This is a genomic window from Clostridium pacaense (genome assembly GCF_020709765.2).
GTDB classification, from domain to species: Bacteria; Bacillota; Clostridia; order Lachnospirales; family Lachnospiraceae; genus Enterocloster; species Enterocloster hominis.
The window spans coordinates 20,799-41,275 of sequence record NZ_JAJFEB020000034.1; the positions used below are offsets into that span (position 1 = coordinate 20,799).

Sequence of the window (20,477 nt, forward strand, 5' to 3'; positions counted from 1 at the left end):
GGCATACATATGGGACTTACAAGACTTGTACTGAAACGGCCGGTAGCCACGGTCATGACCCTGCTCTGCCTTCTGGTGTTCGGCATTTCCTCCGTGTTTTCAGCAACGTTGGAGCAGATGCCGGATACGGATACGCCCATGCTCATTGTAATGGGAAGGTATTCCGGCGCAGGACCTGAGGACATCAATGAACTGGTGACAGAACCCATCGAAGATGAGGTCAGCACCTTGGAAGGCGTGAAGAGCATGTCCTCCTCGTCCAGCGACGGACGGTCCATGGTCATGCTGGAATATGACTACGGCACGGATATGGATGAGGCTTACGATGACCTTAAGAAGAAGCTGGATAACCTGGAACGCCAGCTGCCTGATGACGTGGAGACTTCTGTCATGGAAATGAACAACAATGCCAGCACCACCATGATGCTGTCCATTGCCCATAAGACAGAGACAGACCTCTACGATTACGTGGACCAGAAAATCGTTCCTGAATTTGAGAAAATCACTTCCGTGGCAGATGTGGAGGCCATGGGAGGTTCATCTGAGTACATTAAGATTGAACTGCAGTCAGAAAAGATGGCGCAGTATAAGCTGACCATGAACCAGATCAAGTCAGCTATGAGCGCCGCTAACCTGTCGTACCCTTCCGGGGACGCGGTGGCAGGCAACCTGGAACTGTCCGTGACAACTTCGGTTGAGAATGATACATTGGATGATTTAAAGCGGGTGCCCATTACCACCTCCAGCGGGCAGATTGTTTACATGGAGGATATAGCCAACGTATATGAGGCCGAGGAACAGAGGGGAGGCATTTCACGGTATAATGGCCAGGAGACCATATCCCTGTCCATCTCCAAGCAGCAGAGCAGCACGGCCATGGATGTGTCGTCCGCGGTACAGGAAACCATTGCCTCCCTGGAGGCGGCTGACGAGGACCTGCAGATTACGGTTGCAAGGGATACGGCGGACAGTATCTTAAGTTCCCTGCAGGATGTGGCGGTGACCATGGTTCTGGCAGTCATCATATCCATGATCATCATTTTCATATTCTTTGGTGACTATAAGGCATCCCTGATTGTTGGAAGCTCCATTCCCACCTCCATCCTGCTTTCGCTGATACTCATGACCAGTGTGGGATTTTCCCTGAACGTCATTACAATGAGCGCACTGGTATTGGGCGTCGGCATGATGGTGGATAACTCCATTGTTGTTCTGGAGAGCTGCTTCAGGGCAACGGATGCGTGTGAGGACAAGGGATTGCTGGGGTATGCAAAGTCAGCGCTGGGCGGTACGGGAATCGTCCTCCAGTCCATCATAGGTTCTACCATTACCACCTGTGTGGTTTTCATCCCTCTGGTATTCTTGCAGGGCATGACGGGCCAGATGTTTAAACCGCTGGGATACACCATTGTGTTCTGTATGACGGCATCCCTGTTCTCAGCCATGACCGTGGTGCCATTAAGCTATATGATGTATAAGCCTAAGGAAACGGAAAAAGCGCCAATGTCCCGCCCGGTGGTCCATCTGCAGAATGCATACCGCCGCATCATGCCGGGGCTGTTAAAACATAAGGCCGTGGTCATGCTGTCATCGGTGGCTATCATTATTGCCACCCTGGTACTGGCAAGCGGAATGGAGACAGAGCTTATGACATCCGATGACACGGGGACAGTAAGCGTATCCATTGAGACAAGGCCGGGAATCCTGTCAGAACAGGCGGACGAAATGCTGTCCAGGGCCGAGGCAATTGTGGCTGCGGATGAAAATGTGGAGTCCTACATGCTGCGCTATAACAGCAACAGCGGCACCATCACCGCTTATCTGGAAGATGACAGGACCATGGACACGGATGAGGTGGCAAGCCTGTGGGAAAAGGAAATGGCGGATATTGACAACTGTACCATCACGGTAGAGGCGTCCACGTCCATGAGCTTCATGGGAAGGGGCAGGGGATATGAGACCATCCTGCGCGGAACCCAGTATGATGAACTGAAGGAGGTAAGTGACAGGATTGTAAAGGAAATGACGGCCAGGAGCGATGTGGCGAATGTCCATTCCAGCATTGAGAATACAGCGCCTATTGTAACCATTGAGGTGGATCCGGTCATGGCGGCAGCAGAGGGGCTTACCCCTACGGAAATCGGGAGCATGGTGAGCCAGATGCTGGACGGCGTGGAGGTCACCACACTGGATATTGACGGACGGGAGGTCAGCGTGATGGCTGAATATCCAGAGGCAGATTACAGGACAGTGGACCAGGTAAAGGGAATCATCCTGACCAAGCCTTCCGGCGGTTATGTGGCGCTTATGGATGTGGCCGAGATTTATTTTAAGGACAGCCCGGCGTCCATTTCCAAGACCGATAAATCCTTTGAGATAACAATTACGGCAGATTATACCGGGGGAAATGTGAAAACAGTGATTGACAGGGAGGTCATCAATCCGAACCTGTCAGGCACAATCACTACCGTGGTCAATTCCAGGGATAAGATGATGCAGGAAGAATTCTCGGCGCTTTACAAGGCCATTGCCATTGCCGTGTTCATGGTATTTGTGGTCATGGCTGCCCAGTTCGAGTCGCCCAAGTTCTCTTTCATGGTCATGACCACCATACCATTCAGCCTTGTGGGTTCCTTCGGGCTTTTGAAGGTGACGGGCGTGACCATCAGCATGACTTCCCTGTTGGGTTTCCTGGTCCTGGTGGGAACCGTTGTCAATAACGGTATCCTCTATGTGGATACGGTGAACCAGTACAGGATGACCATGGACCTTAAGACTGCCCTCATTGAGGCAGGAGCTACCAGGCTCCGTCCTATCCTCATGACAAGTCTGACCACCATCCTGTCCATGATTCCAATGGCCCTTGCCATTGGCAGCAGCGGTTCCACCACCCAGGGGCTTGCGGTGGTTAATATCGGAGGCCTGACAGCCGGTGTGCTGGTGGCGTTGTTCATCCTCCCGATTTATTATGCGGTCATGAATGGCAACAAGAAGCGGGTGGTTCTTGATATATAGAAGCACTTGATATAATAGAAGTATCGGTAAGGAAAGGTGAGTACATGACAGGTAGAATGAAAGCAGGATGGGGGATGGCTGGGGAGAATGTGGCAGGAAAGAGTGTAATAGGAAAGCCCGTGGCAGGTATCCTTCTGTGCATCGCGGTTGCAGCGTCATCGCCCTCCGTTTCCCTGGCGGGAAGCCCGGAATTTGCGTATACTGCGGAGCAATGGGCTTCCTTTAGGGATAATAAACTGGAATTTGATGAGATTGCATATCTGATCCACGAATACAATAACACGGTCATCCAGAACCAGATTGCGTATAAGGAGTACAGAGGGGAGACGCGGGACGACATTTCCCAGGATTATTACGATGCGGCGGATGATGTATACGGCGCCATGGATTATCCTGACTCAAGTGATTCCGACTATGCCAGCAGGCTGTCCTCCTATCTGAACAGCCAGATCCAGGTGGATAAGCTGAGGGAGCAGGGCGATGATAATGTGGATGACGGGGAGATTAAGAAGTTAGGCTACGACCAGACGGAAGCCACCCTGGTAAAACAGGCTCAGACATCCATGATTAATTACTGGACCCAGGCCTATAACCTGGAGAGCCTGAATGAGGGCAAGACCCAGGCCCAGCTGGCCTATGACTCCACGGTCACGAAGTTCAGCGCGGGTATGAGTACCCAGGCGGATGTGCTTACGGCTAAAGAGTCCGTGTCCTCGGCAGAAGCCTCCATCCTGTCAGCCAGGACCAGTCTTGATAAGACCAGGGAGGAACTGTGTCTGATGCTGGGCTGGACCTATGGGGCGGATGTGGAGATCTGCGATGTGCCGGAACCGGATCTTGACGGTATCAGCGCCATTGACCTGGAAGCGGACGTCACAAAGGCGCTGGAGAACAACTATAGCCTGAAGATATTGGAGAAACAGATAAATTACGCGGTCAGCGCCACCAACAGGGAAAGCCTGGAACAGTCCTATAAGAACCAGAAGGAGGTTGCTGCAAACAGTGTGAAGACCGCGTATCAGAACCTGATACTGGCAAAAGAGGATTATGTGCAGGCACAGCAGTCCTATGAATTAGAGAGCAGCACCATGGCAGCCGCGGACAGGAAGCTTCTCGCAGGCACCATGACAAGAAATGATTACCAGAAACAGAAGTCCTCATTAACGACCGCAGAGGTAAATGTCCGCACAAAGAAACTGGCGCTTCTGACAGCCCAGGTCAACTATGACTGGGCCGTGGACGGCCTGGCGTCCGTGTCATGACAGGGGCAGGAATCGGAAAGGAGGCAGAAAGATGAAGGGAAAATATTGGCTTCTGTCAGGCATGCTGTCCCTCTCCATGGCTTTGTCAGGCACATTGACGGTCCTGGCAGAAGGGGCGGATGCGGAATATACGGCAAATACAGAATATACGGCAGATATGGAATCCATGGCAGATACAGAATATACAGCAGATAGGGCAGATACGGGGGTATCCATGGCAGCTTCCGCGGTAATACAGGAGGCCGCATCCCGGGAAATGACTGTGGAATACGGCAATCTGCGCACTCTTTTGAAAGAAGGCAACCTGACCCTTAAAAAGACCATAGAAGACCAGGAAGATTCCATCAATGCGTATCAGGAAATGTGGGACACCATGAAGTGGGAACAGGATAACCTGGAAGATAAGGCGGAGGAAATGGAAGATGACGCGGACAGCAAGGGAATGGAGACAGCCGCCCTTTACGCATCCAATGCCTCCATGCTGAAATCTTCTGCCAAACGTATCTATAACCAGATAAAGAACCTGACAGATGAAAAGAGCACCAGAAGCATTGAGAAATCCGCAGACTCCTATACCTACACGGCCCAGACCCTGATGAATTCCTACAATCAGATGGCCAGCAATGTTAAGGCCACGGAAAAAAGCGTAAATGCCCTGGAAGCTTCTTACCAGTCCCTTGTCAGGAAGGGCCAGGCGGGAACCGCCACACAGGCAGAGGTACAGGAAGGGCAGAACCGCCTGGAACAGGCCCGCACATCCCTGGCCTCCCTTAAGGAACAGGAAAAGCAGCTGCGGTTTAAGCTGCTTAACATGCTGGGGCTGGAGGACAGTGAATCTGTATCCATCGGAGCCATACCTGAGCCAGACCTGTCCGCCATCGGGGCCATTGACTTTGAGGGCGATAAGAGTAAGGCCATTGGCAATGATTCCAATGTCCAGAGCCAGCGCCATTCAAAGGCCGTCAGCACAGCGGAGATTAACCAGAGGTTCAGGCAGGTGGATGAGGCGGAGGGAACCGCTGAAGCCTCCATTACCGCCGCCTACCAGGAACTCCAGGCACAGCTTTTACAGTACCAGGCAGCGCTGGAATCCTATACAGGCGCGGAACTTGTTTACCAGTCCCAAAAGCGCAGGCAGGCGGCAGGTATGCTGTCCAATACGGAATATCTCCAGGGAGAGGCGGACTATGCCAAAAGTAAGGCTGCAAAAGAGACTGCTTCCATGAACCTGGTCCAGGCGTATGAATCTTATTGCTGGGAGGTGAAGGGGATTAGCTGACGGGGACTGCAACAGGCCACATCACACCTGCTCCAGCGAATCCGTAATATGCCGCGCCGGTATCCGCACAGTGACCTCGGTCCCCCTGCCCAGCGTGCTGGTAAAGGAAAGGCCGTACATTTCCCCATACAGGCTTTTGAGCCTGAGGTTCGTGTTATAAATCCCGATATGCCCGGGGGAAGCCTGCTGCTTTACCCCGGCGTCCATATCCGCATGCCCCATATCGTGCATCAGGGTATCCAGTTTTTCAGGCGGTATGCCTGCCCCGTCGTCAGAGATGATGAATTCGATATCATCCCCTGACTTCCATCCGGTGAGCAGGATGCTGCCTTTTTTCTGTTCCGTTGTCATGATGCCGTGTAAGAATGCATTTTCCACAATGGGCTGGAAGGTAAGCTTGGGGATGGTGTAATCGTAAAGCTCATCCGGCACATCCATCACAAAGGTGACGCAGTTGTCATAGCGCATGTTCTGCAGACTGATATAAAGGCTCACATGCTGGAGTTCTGTCTCGATGGAGTTCATAAGCCCGTTGCGGCTTAAGGTCAGCTTGTAGAAACGGGACAGGGCCTGGATGGCCCGTGTTACCTCCTGGTTCCTCCCGGTCTGGGACAGCCAGTTTATCATGTCCAGGGTATTATAGAGGAAATGCGGATTGATCTGGGCCTGCAGGGCGCGGAATTCAGCGCGCCGCAGATTGTCCGCGGCATCCTTCTGGCTGTCCATGAGCAGGCCGATTTCCTCTGTCATGTAGTTGTAGGTGTCGGCCAGCACGCCGATCTCGTCACAGCCTGTGTCACCGATGTCTAAGGGCTGGGGCCGTCCGGTGCGGACCTTTTCCATCTGCAGGGCAACGGTAATGATACGGTCTGCTATGGAGCCGGACAGCTGAAAGGAGATGTACATGGCAATCGCCGTAAAGAAAAGGTAGATCAGCGCAAAGTGTGTCATCATGTCCCGGCCAGCGTCCGTGATATGGAGGGCGGGAATCACGGAAACCATGATCCAGTCCGTGTCCTTGATTGGAAAATAGGCCGCGTAAGCAGAGCTGTCCATAAATGAAACCAGGGAAAACTCCTTTTCCATGCCCATGCGTGAGTTGAATTCGGAATGGGGCATATAGTACATCCCGGCCAGCGCCATGTCTGATGCAGAGACAATCACATCCCTGCTGTTGATGATGAACGCGGCCTCGTCCATGACCGTCGCGTCCTTGCTGAGCACATTATCAAAGGAAGTCCTGGAAAAATAGACTGCGATATAGGCAGAAGCGCTTCTGGAACTGTCAATGGCAGGTTCGCTGTCCGAATATGGAATGCGCGTGATATATGCAAGGCGCCCATTCTTTTCCGCCTCGGTGGGGGACAGGTACAGTTCAGGGCAAAGCAGGGAAGTACTGTGGGAGGTGCTGTAAATCCCGTACCAGTAGCTGCTGGATATTGTGGACATGGGCAGGAACAGGGCGTTATTGATCTGGTTGTACTGCTGCAGGTCACCGTACGCCTGGTCATCATAGTATATTTTCACATCTGTGATCAGGGAGGTGTCTGTCATGCTGCGGGCCAGATGGAAGAGGCTGTTCATCCTGGAAGTGGAGATGGTCTTATCCTTCGCATCTTCTATGGGGATGCGGAACACATCCTGCACAAACAGGGAGTTGGTTATGGTATCAGAGGATGCGGACACGTGGGATATCAGGTTCTCGAGGGAATTGACGGTCTGGGCGGACAGCACCTGTTCAGAGCGGATGCTGTCCTTCATGACAATATCATAAATGCGCAGGAAAAAGAAACCTGACAGCACTGCGGTGGGCAGCAGGATCAGGACGATATGGGATATGACCAGTTTCGTCTTCAGCCGCATATCATACGTATAGCGGTGGATCAGCTGTTGGATTGGATTTTTCATCAGAGCATCTTCTCCCTGTATTCAGAAGGGGACAGCCCCACGATTTTTTTAAATGCCTTGCTGTAATAATTGCCGTCGCTGTATCCCACCTTGGAGGATATGTCCGCTATCTTATAGCGGGGGTCGCTTAAGAACTGCTTGGACATCTTGATCCTGTAATCCGTCAGGTACTGGTTTAAGGTCTGGCCTGTTTCATTTTTAAATACCGTACACACATAGCTGGGTGACAGATGGACGTGTTCGCTTACATCCGGGACGGACAGGGAGGGCGCGGCGTAATTCTGCTGGATGAATTCCTTAATCTGGAACACCACGGGATTCTCGCCCTGGCTGTCCTCCAGCTGTTCAAAGAACTGCCTGACCTTGGCACACAGCAGGTCATGAAGTTCCTTCAGGGTAGCGCACCCCATGACGCCCTCCCAGATGCTTTCCGTATTCAGTCCTTCTTTCTGCCACAGGGAAATGTAGTTGTTCATGCCGTGTTCATCCAGCTTGCTTAAATACTTATAATAGATATCCTTGACCTGGCTGGGACCCAGCACGTCATTGGGCACAAACGACTGGTAAAGCTGTCCTGCCAGTTTAAGGGCCTGGTCCTCCTGCTTTTCGGCCAGGGCCATGGAGAATTCCATCAGCACGTCGGCCGGGGGATGGAAGGGGGCATTGGCCGTGTCCTTGTCCAGGATGAAACCATATTCATGGAAGAAGCTTTCTTTTAAATGCTCCTTTGCTTCCATATAGGAGATGTGTGCCCGCTCCACGCCGCTGACCACCGGGCCTACGGAAACGAAGAAACGGGAGATTTCATTCAGCTGTTTGGACAGGAAGGCGGCGCAGTCGTGAATCAGCTTTTCCTCCTGCCTGGCATCGGAATACAGGAAAATGATGATATAGCGGTCCGCCCGTATGAAATACATCTGTCCTATCCCCTTGTCCGCCAGCATGCTGCTGAATGAATCCCTGACCTCGTCCATCCTGTTCTCAGGAAGCAGGGTGACGGGGGTCTGGCTGTCCAGCAGCAGGGCGCTGAAACAGGTGGAGGAATTGATGGGAAGCCCAAGACTCCCAATCAGTTCACCGGCCTCATCAAGGCTTTCCGGCTCCGGTTCGGTCAGCAGGAGGGTGAGATGGCCCAGCTGTTCCTTTTCGTGGCTTCTGGACGCGGCCAGGTGGGTGCTCATGGTCCTGCGTGTTTCCACGGCCTCGCCCAAAGCCTGTTTCAGCTCTTCCATATCCAGGGGTTTTTCCACATAACTTACGGCCTTCAGCTTGATGGCTGCTTTCAGATATTCCTTATCTGAGTAAGCGCTCATGAAAATGATGACGGTACCTGGATTGGCGGCCAGGATCTGCTCCGCCATCTGGACGCCGTTCATCCGCGGCATCCGTATATCCGTAAGCACGATGTCGGGCGATTCCTTCAGGGCTGTTTCAAGGCCGTGGACACCGTCATCAGCCAGGAACACTCCGGATATCCCCAGACCCTGTAAATCCAGGCGGTCCCGTATGCCTTCCCTGGTCAGCTTCTCATCATCAGCAATTAGTAGTTTCATCTATATCAACGTCCCTTTCTGTCGGTAAACCCATAATGATGGCTTATATCATTATTTTAACAAGAATTCGATAATTTGCAATGAAAATAGACAAAATCCCCTGTTAGGTATATACTGGAAAAAGAAATTCATTGAAGGCGGTGGAGAAGATGAAAGGCAGGCATGGTGCATGGATACTTGCTGTGATACTGATGATAGCAGGGATTTTCATAAGTTCCTGTTATGGACAGCAGCTTCATGACAAGGGGACCTACGCCATTATCATGAAGTCCAGGGACAACTGGTATAACGAGCTGGCCAGCCAGGGATACCGCCGTGTCATAGAGGATGCGGGCAAGAACTGCATCACCCTGTATCCGGATGAGGCCACGGCACAGGAACAGGTCCGGCTGATCCGCAACCTGATCCACGAGCAGGTGGATGCCATTGCGGTGGCTGCCAATGATGAAGATGCTCTGGCGCCGGTCCTCCGGGAGGCCAGGGAAAAGGGGATATCCGTGATTACCCTGGACGCGGACGTCAAGGCGGACAGCAGGAGCATTTACATTAAACCGGTGGACGCAGAAAAGCTGGGGCGTGCCCTGGTACGTTCCGCCTGTGACATATGCAGCGGCAGCGGCCAGTGGTGCATCCTTTCCGCGGGCAGCCGTTCCGCCAACCAGAATGAGTGGATGTACTGGATGAAAAAGGAACTGGAGGAGTCCGGATATAAGGACATGCGCCTGGTGGACATTGCTTTTGGGGAAGGCGTGTACGATAAGGCTGTAAAGGAGACGGAACGCCTGTTAAAGAACTACCCGGAGGTGAAAGTCATCTGCAGCCTGTCCACGGAGGGAATCAAGGCTGCCGCGGATGTGGTAAAAAAGCAGGGAAAAGAAAAGACGGTGAAGGTAATAGGCCTGGGCCTGCCCAGCCAGATGGCGGAATACATTGGGGACGGGGAAGAGGATATATGCCCTGTGATGTACATATGGGACCCGGTGGAGATGGGAAAGGTGGCGGGCTTCGTGTCCATGGGGCTGTGGTCCGGGAACATAGAAGAACAGCCGGGGAAGGATATCCTTCTGGATAATGGCGCCGCATACAGGATAAGCACGGGATATGACGGCGGTCTGGAAATCATATCCGGGGAGCCAATCCGTATCGATAAGGACAATATTGGGTACTGGGAAACGCGGTTATAGGAAAAGAAAGGACAATTTTACGCCATTTAAAAAGATATTACCATAGAATTGCAATGGTCTGCGTGCTATGATAAGAGCGTAAAGAAAAAGAACGGTATACAGATGAAGAATTCGAAATATACTATACGGAGGTGAATAAAGATGAAACATATACTTGTAAAATTTGACCAGGCAGACCAGATCATTAATTTCGTCCGGATCATCAACCGCTATTCATATGATGCAGATGTAAAATGCGGCAGCCGTGTGGTCGATGCCAAATCAGTGGTCGGGGTGTTATCCCTGGCAAAGTCCAAAACAGTTGAGCTGATCCTTCACACAGATGAATGTGACGGGCTTCTGGAAGAAATCGCTCCTTATGCAGCGTGATTGAACATGAATTCCCATACTTAAAATACAGGAACCGGCCGGTTGCAGGATATGCACCGGCCGGTTCCTTTTTCCCTGGATTATCCTGCTTTTCTATATTTTACCATCCCTTTACGAAAGTTTTATAAAACAATGGTATCGCTCCTTCTGGCAGGATGTGACAATGGACAGGAACCTGCCCGCAATCCTTTGTACGGAAAAAAGTACAAAGGGCTGCAGGGTCTTTGACCCGGACAGGAAAAATGGCACTTGGGTACGGGCGCAGGACGGATGCTGGGATCCTGTAGAAAAAGTACCGGGCAGATAATTGGGGGTTCGGAAACAGAATCCCGGAAAGAAGGGGAGAAATGGCAAAACCATTGGAATATGAGATAAAAAGAATATATGCCAGCCTGCGCAAATCCGAACAAAAGGCAGCGGACTATTACCTGGGGTATGACGGACCGATGGAGACAATGTCCATTGCGGCCATGGCCAGGGCGGCCGGGGTCAGCCAGCCCACCGTGATGCGGTTCGTGAAAGCCCTGGGACTGGAAGGCTTTAAGGAATTCAAGTACCAGGTCTTGAAGGCGTCCCTGGGCGGTAATGGCAGTGGGATGGGAGAGGAGGAAGGCGGGCGTTCAGAGGAGGTCCTGCGGTATGGCTATGAGATATCCGCCCGGGACCGGCCGGAGGAAGTTCCCGGGCGCGTGGTGGCCCAGTCCGTGTCTTATCTGGATGATGCGTTAAAACATATATCCCCGTCATCCATCGGCAGGGCGGCAAAACTCATCTGCGGCGCCAGGCAGATTGCCGTCTACTACGTGGAGAATTCGGCCTCTGTTGCAGGGGACCTGGTCACAAAGCTTATGTATCTGGGGTTTAACTGCATCATGTACAACGATATCTATCTCCAGCATATAAGCGCCGGCAATCTGGACAGCCGGGATGTTGCAATCGGCATATCCTATTCCGGTTCATCTAAGAATACGGTGGACGTGATGAAGCTGGCGAAAAAGAAGGGGGCTGCCACCATTGCCATCACGAATTTTGAACATTCGCTGATTGCGGGCCATGCGGATATACTGCTGTGTACCAGCAGCCAGCAGCTCCTGTATGGCAATGCCATATTTTCCCGCATGTCCCAGACTGCCGTGGTAGACATGATTTACATGGGTATCATCCTCAGGGACTATGGACATTTTACAGAAAAGCTGGATGAGAGCAGCCGGATCATACGCAGGCAGGCGTACTGAGGGCAGCCGGATCATACGCAGGCATACCGGGGCGTGCTTGGCAATTCATTCCCGCCGTATTAGAAAGAAGGTTTTGTAGAAATACTACAAGCCTTCTTTTTTTCCATTTTGTGGCTTTACCCTCCCTTTACAAAGGACTTACATGGATCTTGTTGTATTCGGCCGGACGGTTGTGCTTTAATGTGGGTGTTTAGAAAAACGGTCTGGGCAGATTAAAAGGAGGGCATTTATGCTGGAATTAAAACATATCAGGAAATCATTTGACGGGGTAACCATATTGGAGGACATCAACCTGACAATCGGGGACGGGGAAATCGTATCCATCCTGGGTCCGTCGGGATGCGGGAAAACCACCCTGCTGAACCTGATTCTTGGAATCACGGACGCGGACAGCGGGCAGATGCTGTTCCAGGGACAGGACATCACCCGGGTTCCCATGGAGGAGAGGGGATTTAACATTGTATTCCAGGATTATGCGCTGTTCCCCAACCTCAATGTATATAAAAACATTACATACGGGCTTAAGAACCGGCCGGGGATTTCCACGAACCAGGAGGTGGAGGAATTCATTGACCTTTTGGGACTCAGGGAACATCTGTGCAAACGGATTGACCAGCTCTCCGGCGGGCAGAAGCAGAGGGTGGCGCTGGCCAGGACCATGGTCATGAAGCCCAGGATCCTGCTGCTGGACGAACCCTTAAGCGCCCTGGACGGGGTAATCAAGGAATCCATTAAAGAAAAAATCAAGGAGATTGCCAGGGAATTCAAACTGACCACGGTGATTGTGACACATGACCCGGAGGAAGCCCTGACCCTTTCCGACAAGGTGATGATTGTGAATCAGGGAGGTATTGCACAGTTTGGCAGGCCGGAGGAGATTATAGGCGCGCCAGCGGACCGCTTTGTGGAGGAATTCATCTTAAACCAGCTGGAGATAAAAAAGAACAACATTTTCTCCCTGTTCCAGAGGGAACTGGCTGACCGCGTGATCATGCAGGCGGGCTGACCGGGAAATGATGGGAGATTTTACAATGAAGACGATGAAAGAGAGAGAAATCAAGGGCATTTACGCGCTGGTCACCGGTGTTTTCCTGGTATTCCTGCTGGTTCCCATCCTGCTTCTTTTGGGGAAATCCTTTGAGTGCCAGGGAGGCATTGCCCTGTCGCATTATGCGGATGTGCTTACCGGGAAGGGATTTGCGGGAGCATTTGCAAGGAGCGCGGCTGTGGCATCCCTCAGCGCGGCCGTGACCACGGTCCTGGCATTCATCCTTTCCTATACCATCCATTACACCAATGTGCCCAGAGGGCTTAAGGGGTTCATACGCCTGGCGGCCGTGATTCCCATGCTGCTGCCCACCATCACATATGGATTCGCAATCATCTATTCCTTTGGGAAACAGGGGCTTCTGACCAGGCTGTTGGGAAGGCAGCTCTTTGACATATACGGCTTCTGGGGACTGCTTTTGGGGTATGTGATCTACACCCTTCCTGTTTCCTTCATGCTGATATTCAATTCCATGAGTTTTATTGATAAAAAGTTCATGATTGTATCCAGGATCATGGGGGACAGCCCGTTTTCCACCTTTCTTGGAACCGTGCTCAGGCCGCTTCTTGGAACCCTGGCAGCTTCGTTTGTACAGTGCTTTTTCCTCTGCTTCACGGATTACGGCATCCCGGCGTCCGTGGGAGGGCAGTATGACGTGGTGGCTTCGGTGCTTTACAATGAAATGCTGGGAAGCGTGCCGGATTTCAACCGCGGGGCCGTGGTGGCCATGTCCATGCTGGTGCCGTCCGTTGTGAGCATTTCCCTGCTCCATTACCTGGAGCGCTATAATATCCGGTACAGCCGGATTTCCAATACTGAAATCCGCAGAGGCAGGCTCCGGGATGTGTTCTGCGGCGCGGCGTCCTGCGCCATCCTGACTTGCGTCCTGTGCGTGTTTGCCGTCATATTCGTGGTGCCCATGGTGCGGGAATGGCCCTATCAGATGGATCTTACATTCAGCCATGTATGGGATGTGTTCCGGGATTCCTCCCTGTCGGCAGTGTACAGGAACTCCATCCTGGTTGCGGTGCTGACCGCCCTGACCGGCTCGCTGATTGTTTACGGGGCAGCCCTTGCAACGGCCAGAAGCAGCCTGGATCAAAGGCTGAAGGACATCATAGAAAGCATTGCCCTGGTGACAAACACCATACCCGGCATGGTAATCGGCATTGCATTCCTGTTCACCTTTTCCGGCACCCCGGTGCAGAATACGTTTTTCCTCCTGGTCATCTGTAATGTGGTGCATTTTTTCTCCACGCCATACCTGATGATGAAGAGCTCCCTTGCGAAAATGAACGCATCCTGGGAGACAACCGCCCTGCTCATGGGGGATACCTGGTTTAAGACCATCCTGCGGGTGGTCACGCCCAACGCGGTATCCACCCTGCTGGAGGTATTCAGCTATTATTTTGTCAATGCAATGGTGACGGTCAGCGCCGTCATTTTCATCGCAGGCGCCAGGACCATGGTCATCACGACGAAAATAAAGGAACTGCAGTATTATACAAAATTCAATGAGATATTTGTGCTCTCCCTCCTGATCATGGCCACGAACCTTGGGGCCAAGGCGTTGTTTGGCGCTTTATCAGGAAGAAGGGAAAATATAAAAATGAAAAGAGGAAAGTTTATGAAAAAGTGGAAAAAAGCAGCAACCCTGGGAATGACTGCATTGATTGCAGCGTCAGCCCTCACATTAACCGGCTGTTCCGGGAAGGAATCACAGGTGGTAATCTACTCCAATGCGGATGATGAGGCCATAGAAGCCATGAAACATGCCCTGGACGGCAATGGATTTGAAGGAAAATACCTTCTCCAGTCCTTTGGGACCTCTGAACTTGGCGGCAAGCTGCTGGCAGAGGGGACCAACATAGAGGCGGACGTGGTCACCATGAGCTCCTTTTACCTGGAAAGCGCCCAGGACCAGAACCATATGTTCGCGGACCTTGCCTTTGATGCCGGGGCAATGGAGGAATACCCCTCTTACTACACGCCCATTACGAAGCAGGAGGGCGCAATCATTGTCAACACCGAGATGATGAAGGAAAATAACCTGGCCATGCCCGTCTGTTTAAAGGATCTGTCAAAGCCGGAGTATGAGGGCTTTGTATCGGTGACGGATATCAAAAGTTCATCCACCGCATGGCTGCTGATGCAGGCCCTTATCAGTGAATACGGTGAGGATGGCGCCAGGGAGGTGCTTACCGGGATTTATAAAAATGCCGGACCCCATGTGGAAAGCTCCGGATCGGCTCCCCTTAAGAAGGTGCGCGCAGGGGAGGTGGCCATTGGATTCGGCCTGCGCCATCAGGCCGTGTCAGATAAGGCCCAGGGACTGCCGGTAGACTATGTGGACCCCCTGGAAGGGAACTTCTCCCTGACTGAATCCGTGGCAGTGATTGATAAAGGCGGTAAGACCAGCCCAATGGCCCAGAAGATGGCTGAGTGCATCATTAAAAGCGGAAGGGCGGAGCTGATTAAGACATATCCCCTGCCGGTTTATGAAGGGGAGCAGGGGAATCCTGCCAATATGTCCGCCTATCCAAAGGTATTTCCCCAAAAGCTGACAGTGGACCTGCTGAAACAGCATCAGGACCTTTCAGAAAGCTGTAAATAAACCACAAACAAGAAGAAAGAGGAGTAAACGGATATGATGAATTATAAGCTGCTGACACCGGGGCCTTTAACGACCACGGATACCGTGAAGAAAGAGATGCTATTTGACCACTGCACCTGGGATGATGATTATAAGGAAATCACACAGGAAATCCGCAGGAAACTTCTTGGGCTGGCCCATGTCGGGGAGCCTGAATATACATGCGTACTGATGCAGGGCAGCGGGACCTTTGGGGTGGAGTCCGTCCTCACAAGCTCCGCCGGGCCGGAGGACTGCCTGCTCATTGCCTCCAACGGCGCCTACGGGGACCGGATGGCGGATATTGCAAAGCACGCAGGAATCCCGTTCATCCAGTACTGTGAGGAATATGACCGGGTGCCCTGTGCGGACCGGATCCGTGAGCTCATTCAGAAGAACCCGGAAATCACCCATGTCTCCATGGTGCACAGCGAGACAACATCCGGGATTTTAAACGATATCGCATCTGTGGCAAAGGTGGTGAAGGAAGCGGGGCGTGTCTTTATCGTGGACGCCATGAGCAGCTTCGGCGGCGTGGATATACCGGTCGGGGATTTAGGGATTGATTTCATCATCAGCAGCGCCAACAAATGCATCCAGGGCGTGCCGGGATTTTCCTTCATCATCTGCCGCCGGGATGAACTTATGAAATGCAACGGGAAGGCGCCAAGCCTGTCCCTGGACCTGTACAGTCAGTGGGAGACCATGGAAAAGGACGGGAAATGGAGATTCACCTCCCCCACCCATACGGTGCTGGCCTTTGCACAGGCGCTCAGGGAAATGGAGGAAGAAGGCGGGATTGAGGCCAGGAGCAGACGGTATGCCGGCAATAACAGGCTGCTGATTGAAAAGCTGGCGGAACTTGGGATCCGTCCATATATTGAAGGGGAATATCAGGGGCCCATCATCACCACTTTTTTCTACCCGGAGGACAGCAGCTTTTCCTTTGAGGAAATGTACCGTTACATAAAGGAACGGGGATATGCCATCTATCCTGGCAAGGTGACGGACGCGGATACCTTCCGGATCGGTAATATCGGGGAGATTTATGAGGATGATATCATAAAGCTTTACAGTATAATAAAAGAGTTCCTGGAGGATAAGGAAAACCAGGAAAATGACAGGGAGGAACAGTAAAATGGCATTATTTGACGCAGTTATTCTTGACTGGGCAGGCACCACCGTGGATTACGGGTGCTTTGCCCCGGTACAGGCCTTTGCGGAGGCATTTGGGGAATACGGAATCCAGCCCACCATGGACGAGATACGGGGGCCCATGGGCATGCTGAAACGCGACCATGTGCGGACCATGCTGGAGATGGAGCGGATTTCCGGGGAATGGGAAAGGATCCACGGCCGGGCGTTTACCCAGGAGGATGTGGAACAGGTCTATCTTCTCAGCGAAAGTAAGATCCTTGGCCTGGCAGGCGGATTCACCGATGTGAAGCCGTATGTGACAGAAACCGTGGAAACGCTGCGCGGCCACGGAATCCGGATCGGCTCCACCACCGGATATACGGATGCAATGATGGGCATCGTGGCGCCTGCCGCTGCGCAGAAGGGCTACAGCCCGGACTGCTGGTTCAGCCCGGATTCCACGGGACACAAAGGGAGGCCGTACCCATATATGATTTTCCGCAACATGGAGGCCCTGGGGCTATCCGATGTCAGGCGGGTCATGAAAGTGGGGGATACGGTTTCTGATATAAAAGAAGGAAAAAACGCAGGTGTTTATACGGTGGGCATCGTGGAGGGAAGCTCTGCCATGGGCCTGTCCATGGAGGAATATGAGGCCCTTTCCCCGGAGGACAGGGAATATGCCTGCAAGACCGTGAGCCGGAAGTTCCTGGAGGCAGGGGCTGACTGGGTGGTCAGGGATATACGGGGGGTCCTGGAACTTATATAAGTTCCGGCTGTCAGCTGCATCTGCGTGTCGGGGCTGTCAGCTGCATCTGCGTGTCGGGGCTGTCAGCTGCATCTGCGTGTCAGGGTTGTCGGCTGCAGCTGTTTTCCAGGGCTGTCAGTTACATGTGCCGGTTTCATGGTTCCCCGGCATTGAAGTATTCCTTTCTTTTGGCTATAATATTAAGTAGTTATGGTTGGAAAGGCAACAAAGGAAAGGAGATGCCCTATGGCTATTATTGCAGGAATCATGGTACCCCACCCGCCCCTTATCATACCCGATGTGGGACGGGGCCAGCAGGTACGGATAAAGGATACGGTGGAGGCATATCACCAGGCAGCCAGACTGGCCGCGGCCTCAAAGCCGGACACCATTGTGGTGCTGTCGCCCCATGCCGTGATGTATGCGGACTATTTCCACATTTCCCCGGGAACAGGGGCAAAGGGTGACTTCGGCCAGTTCCTGGCTTCCCAGGAAGCAGTGGAAGTGGAATATGACACTGAATTTGTAAATGAACTCTGTGACCTGGCGGATGATATTGATTTTCCCATGGGCAAGGAAAGGGAGAGGGACAGGGAGCTGGACCATGGAACCATGGTTCCCTTATACTTCATCAACCAGTATTACCGTGATTACCGGCTGGTGCGGATTGGCGGTTCCGGCCTTCCCTTTACAGACCATTACAGGGCCGGACAGTTGATTGCACAGGCGGTAAAGCGCCTGGGCAGGAGGACGGTCATCATTGCCAGCGGCGATCTTTCCCACAAGCTGAAAGAGGACGGCCCTTATGGTTTCAGCGTCCAGGGGCCGGAATACGATAAGCGCATCATGGACGTGATGGGCATGGGCAGGTTTGGAGGGCTGTTGGATTTCACGGAAGGGTTCTGCGAAAAGGCGGGCGAATGCGGACACAGAAGCTTTACCATGATGGCGGGCGCCATGGACGGTATGGCGGTAAAACCGCAGCGCCTGTCCTATGAGGGTCCCTTTGGGGTAGGATATGGTATCTGTACCTTTGAAGTACAGGGGGAGGATGAAGGCCGCTGTTTCCTGAAGGCATATGAGGAGCGGGAACAGGCCGTGTGCAGGCAGAAGCAGGAAGCGGAAGACGCCTACGTATCCCTGGCAAGAAAGTCCCTGGAACATTACGTGCATACCAGAAGGATGATACCGGTCCAGGCAGTGGAGGAAGGCCTGCCCGGCGAAATGTTAAAATCACGCGCAGGCGTCTTTGTCTCCATCCATAAGAACGGTGCGCTGAGGGGATGCATCGGCACCATCGCGCCTGTGTGCGGGAATGTGGCTGAGGAAATCATCCAGAACGCGGTAAGCGCTGGCATCCATGACCCCAGGTTCCCGTCCGTCAGGGAGGATGAACTGCAGCAGCTGGTATACAGCGTGGATGTGCTGGGGGAGACATCGCCCATAAGCGGGCCTGAGGAACTGGATGTGAAGCGTTACGGGGTCATTGTGACAAAGGGACGCAAAAGAGGGCTTCTGCTGCCAAACCTGGACGGAGTGGACACGGTAGGGGAGCAGATCGGCATTGCCAGGCAGAAGGCCGGGATTGGGCCGGATGAGGACGGGGTCGGTCTGGAGCGCTTTGAAGTCATAAGGCATGGTGATAAGGGATGAGGATGACATGTGATGTATGCATGCACCGGTGCAGCCTGGAAAACGGGCAGACCGGTATCTGCCGGGCCAGAGGGAACCGGGGCAATGGGATTGTACCCCTGAATTATGGCAGGCTTACATCCATGGCCCTGGATCCGATTGAGAAAAAGCCCCTGCGCATGTTCTGTCCCGGAAGCCGGATCCTGTCCGTGGGAAGCTTTGGCTGCAATTTAAAATGTCCCTTCTGCCAGAACCACGGGATATCCATGGCCGGGGAAAGGGACAGTGAGGTGGTGACGGTGACGCCGGGGCAGCTGGCGGACAGGGCCGCGGACCTCAGGGACAGGGGAAACATCGGCGTGGCCTACACGTACAATGAGCCGCTGGTGGGATGGGAGTTTGTCCGGGATACGGCCCGCCTTGTCAGGATGGCGGGCATGAAAAATGTAATCGTGACCAATGGCAGTGCATCGGACCGGGTGCTGGACGGACTGCTGCCCTATACAGATGCCATGAACATCGACCTGAAAGGATTTACGGACCGCTATTACAAAAAACTGGGAGGCAGCCTGGAGGTGGTGAAGCATTTCATAGAACGCGCGGCAGGAGAATGCCACGTGGAGCTGACAACACTGATTGTGCCGGGGGAAAATGATTCAGAGGCAGAGATAAAGGAACTTGCCGCATGGGTTGCGTCGGTTAATCCGCGGATTCCCCTGCATATAACCAGATTCTTTCCGATGTGGAAGATGACGGACCGGGATGCAACGGATATAGGCTGCCTGTATGCGCTGGTGGAGGCGGCACGCGGCCGCCTGGAGTATGTGTTTGCGGGGAATTGCTAGGGCGTGTTTGAAAATTGCTTTCCGTCAGCTGTGCGTTCCACTTTGTGGGAGATTTGGTCCCGATGAGGGAGGCGTAGCGGGCTACGTTGACCGAATTGGGACCAAATATGCCGCGAAGTGGGGCCTGCAGACGGCGGGAATGAGTTTTCAAACACGTTCTAGGCGTGCAGATACCGGGAATGGATTTTCTGTCAGGGTCAGGCTCTTCTCACAGCAGGTGTCCAGGAAAAATGGATTTTTCAATAGGTTCGGATACCCCTTGCCATGGATGCGCATATAATGATAGTAACGGATGCAAATGCACTGCCGCCTGAAGCCCGGCAGTGCATTTGCTGTATGCCACAAGGGGGAGAGTATGATGTATTACAATCAAATGGATGGATGTAACTTTGGTGCTCAGGATGACTTAGGGCCCCGGGAATGTGATTGTTGCTGTTGCCGCGGCCCGGCAGGGCCTATGGGTCCTCAGGGGATACCTGGGCCGGAAGGGCGGCAAGGGGCAACAGGCCCCGCAGGTCCCAGGGGGATACCCGGGCCGGCAGGACGGCAGGGAGAAACAGGCCCCACAGGCCCACAGGGCATCCCCGGGCCGGAAGGACGGCAGGGGGAAACAGGCCCCACAGGCCCACA

Annotated in this window: 16 protein-coding genes; 14 read left to right on the plus strand and 2 right to left on the minus strand. The window is 53.1% G+C overall.

The window, feature by feature from the left end; genetic code table 11:
• Window positions 1-9: 9 nt before the first annotated feature.
• Genes LK536_RS57505 through LK536_RS57515 form a run of 3 tightly spaced genes read left to right on the plus strand, consistent with a single transcriptional unit; the run spans window position 10 to window position 5,556 of the window.
• Entirely contained in the window at window positions 10-3,015 is a 3,006-nt protein-coding gene (locus tag LK536_RS57505) for an efflux RND transporter permease subunit (RefSeq protein WP_227796659.1), read from the plus strand.
• A 44-nt stretch (window positions 3,016-3,059) separates the two neighbouring features.
• Window positions 3,060-4,277, plus strand: a complete 1,218-nt coding sequence (locus LK536_RS57510) for a TolC family protein (protein ID WP_227796660.1) — start codon at window positions 3,060-3,062, stop codon at window positions 4,275-4,277.
• Window positions 4,278-4,308: 31 nt separating this feature from the next.
• A complete protein-coding gene (locus LK536_RS57515) occupies window positions 4,309-5,556 on the plus strand; it encodes a TolC family protein (protein ID WP_331472247.1) in 1,248 nt (415 codons plus the stop codon).
• A 21-nt stretch (window positions 5,557-5,577) separates the two neighbouring features.
• Here LK536_RS57515 and LK536_RS57520 read toward each other — a convergent pair whose 3' ends face one another.
• Both LK536_RS57520 and LK536_RS57525 read right to left on the minus strand, forming a co-directional pair.
• Window positions 5,578-7,464: a sensor histidine kinase gene (locus LK536_RS57520; RefSeq protein ID WP_008722503.1), complete on the minus strand. Its 1,887-nt coding sequence runs from the start codon at window positions 7,462-7,464 to the stop codon at window positions 5,578-5,580.
• Window positions 7,464-9,017, minus strand: a complete 1,554-nt coding sequence (locus LK536_RS57525; protein ID WP_227796661.1) for a response regulator transcription factor — start codon at window positions 9,015-9,017, stop codon at window positions 7,464-7,466. The genes LK536_RS57520 and LK536_RS57525 overlap by 1 nt, the downstream gene beginning before the upstream one ends.
• A 149-nt stretch (window positions 9,018-9,166) precedes the next feature.
• Between LK536_RS57525 and LK536_RS57530 the strand changes: the two genes are divergently transcribed.
• The 11 genes from LK536_RS57530 to LK536_RS57580 form a co-directional block, all read left to right on the plus strand.
• Window positions 9,167-10,201 (plus strand): substrate-binding domain-containing protein, encoded by a 1,035-nt coding sequence (locus LK536_RS57530; protein WP_025482793.1) that lies wholly within the window; start codon window positions 9,167-9,169, stop codon window positions 10,199-10,201.
• 141 nt (window positions 10,202-10,342) lie between these two features.
• Window positions 10,343-10,570 carry an HPr family phosphocarrier protein gene (locus LK536_RS57535; RefSeq protein ID WP_008722508.1) on the plus strand — a complete coding sequence of 76 codons (228 nt, stop codon included), beginning with the start codon at window positions 10,343-10,345 and terminating at the stop codon, window positions 10,568-10,570.
• 347 nt (window positions 10,571-10,917) lie between these two features.
• Window positions 10,918-11,805, plus strand: a complete 888-nt coding sequence (locus tag LK536_RS57540; protein WP_227796662.1) for a MurR/RpiR family transcriptional regulator — start codon at window positions 10,918-10,920, stop codon at window positions 11,803-11,805.
• Between the two features lie 229 nt (window positions 11,806-12,034).
• Window positions 12,035-12,811, plus strand: a complete 777-nt coding sequence (locus LK536_RS57545) for an ABC transporter ATP-binding protein (protein WP_120056761.1) — start codon at window positions 12,035-12,037, stop codon at window positions 12,809-12,811.
• Between the two features lie 25 nt (window positions 12,812-12,836).
• Complete coding sequence (locus LK536_RS57550) at window positions 12,837-15,467, plus strand: ABC transporter permease subunit (RefSeq protein ID WP_227796663.1); 2,631 nt, start codon at window positions 12,837-12,839, stop codon at window positions 15,465-15,467.
• A 33-nt stretch (window positions 15,468-15,500) separates the two neighbouring features.
• On the plus strand, window positions 15,501-16,622 hold the full coding sequence (phnW, locus tag LK536_RS57555) for a 2-aminoethylphosphonate--pyruvate transaminase (protein ID WP_227796664.1): 1,122 nt from the start codon (window positions 15,501-15,503) through the stop codon (window positions 16,620-16,622).
• A gap of 1 nt (window position 16,623) precedes the next feature.
• Window positions 16,624-17,391, plus strand: a complete 768-nt coding sequence (gene phnX / locus LK536_RS57560) for a phosphonoacetaldehyde hydrolase (protein WP_025482790.1) — start codon at window positions 16,624-16,626, stop codon at window positions 17,389-17,391.
• Window positions 17,392-17,616: 225 nt separating this feature from the next.
• Window positions 17,617-19,023 (plus strand): AmmeMemoRadiSam system protein A, encoded by a 1,407-nt coding sequence (amrA, locus tag LK536_RS57565; protein WP_227796665.1) that lies wholly within the window; start codon window positions 17,617-17,619, stop codon window positions 19,021-19,023.
• Window positions 19,020-19,847, plus strand: coding sequence for an AmmeMemoRadiSam system radical SAM enzyme (amrS, locus tag LK536_RS57570; RefSeq protein ID WP_025482788.1), 828 nt, complete (start codon window positions 19,020-19,022; stop codon window positions 19,845-19,847). The genes amrA and amrS overlap by 4 nt, the downstream gene beginning before the upstream one ends.
• Window positions 19,825-20,127 (plus strand): DUF6783 domain-containing protein, encoded by a 303-nt coding sequence (locus tag LK536_RS57575; RefSeq protein ID WP_474913251.1) that lies wholly within the window; start codon window positions 19,825-19,827, stop codon window positions 20,125-20,127. Before amrS ends, LK536_RS57575 begins: the two co-directional genes overlap by 23 nt.
• Before the next feature lie 142 nt (window positions 20,128-20,269).
• Window positions 20,270-20,477, plus strand: a 208-nt coding sequence (locus LK536_RS57580; protein WP_506092269.1) for a hypothetical protein, incomplete at its 3' end; no start/stop codon positions are given.

Excerpts from the sequence above, each read along its gene's own strand:
- LK536_RS57505 (WP_227796659.1), top strand. The coding sequence starts at position 10 with ATGGGACTTACAAGACTTGTACTGAAACGGCCGGTAGCCACGGTCATG.
- LK536_RS57510 (WP_227796660.1), top strand. The coding sequence starts at position 3,060 with ATGACAGGTAGAATGAAAGCAGGATGGGGGATGGCTGGGGAGAATGTG.
- LK536_RS57515 (WP_331472247.1), top strand. The coding sequence starts at position 4,309 with ATGAAGGGAAAATATTGGCTTCTGTCAGGCATGCTGTCCCTCTCCATG.
- LK536_RS57520 (WP_008722503.1), bottom strand. The coding sequence starts at position 7,464 with ATGAAAAATCCAATCCAACAGCTGATCCACCGCTATACGTATGATATG.
- LK536_RS57525 (WP_227796661.1), bottom strand. The coding sequence starts at position 9,017 with ATGAAACTACTAATTGCTGATGATGAGAAGCTGACCAGGGAAGGCATA.
- LK536_RS57530 (WP_025482793.1), top strand. The coding sequence starts at position 9,167 with ATGAAAGGCAGGCATGGTGCATGGATACTTGCTGTGATACTGATGATA.
- LK536_RS57535 (WP_008722508.1), top strand. The coding sequence starts at position 10,343 with ATGAAACATATACTTGTAAAATTTGACCAGGCAGACCAGATCATTAAT.
- LK536_RS57540 (WP_227796662.1), top strand. The coding sequence starts at position 10,918 with ATGGCAAAACCATTGGAATATGAGATAAAAAGAATATATGCCAGCCTG.
- LK536_RS57545 (WP_120056761.1), top strand. The coding sequence starts at position 12,035 with ATGCTGGAATTAAAACATATCAGGAAATCATTTGACGGGGTAACCATA.
- LK536_RS57550 (WP_227796663.1), top strand. The coding sequence starts at position 12,837 with ATGAAGACGATGAAAGAGAGAGAAATCAAGGGCATTTACGCGCTGGTC.
- phnW (WP_227796664.1), top strand. The coding sequence starts at position 15,501 with ATGATGAATTATAAGCTGCTGACACCGGGGCCTTTAACGACCACGGAT.
- phnX (WP_025482790.1), top strand. The coding sequence starts at position 16,624 with ATGGCATTATTTGACGCAGTTATTCTTGACTGGGCAGGCACCACCGTG.
- amrA (WP_227796665.1), top strand. The coding sequence starts at position 17,617 with ATGGCTATTATTGCAGGAATCATGGTACCCCACCCGCCCCTTATCATA.
- amrS (WP_025482788.1), top strand. The coding sequence starts at position 19,020 with ATGAGGATGACATGTGATGTATGCATGCACCGGTGCAGCCTGGAAAAC.
- LK536_RS57575 (WP_474913251.1), top strand. The coding sequence starts at position 19,825 with ATGTGTTTGCGGGGAATTGCTAGGGCGTGTTTGAAAATTGCTTTCCGT.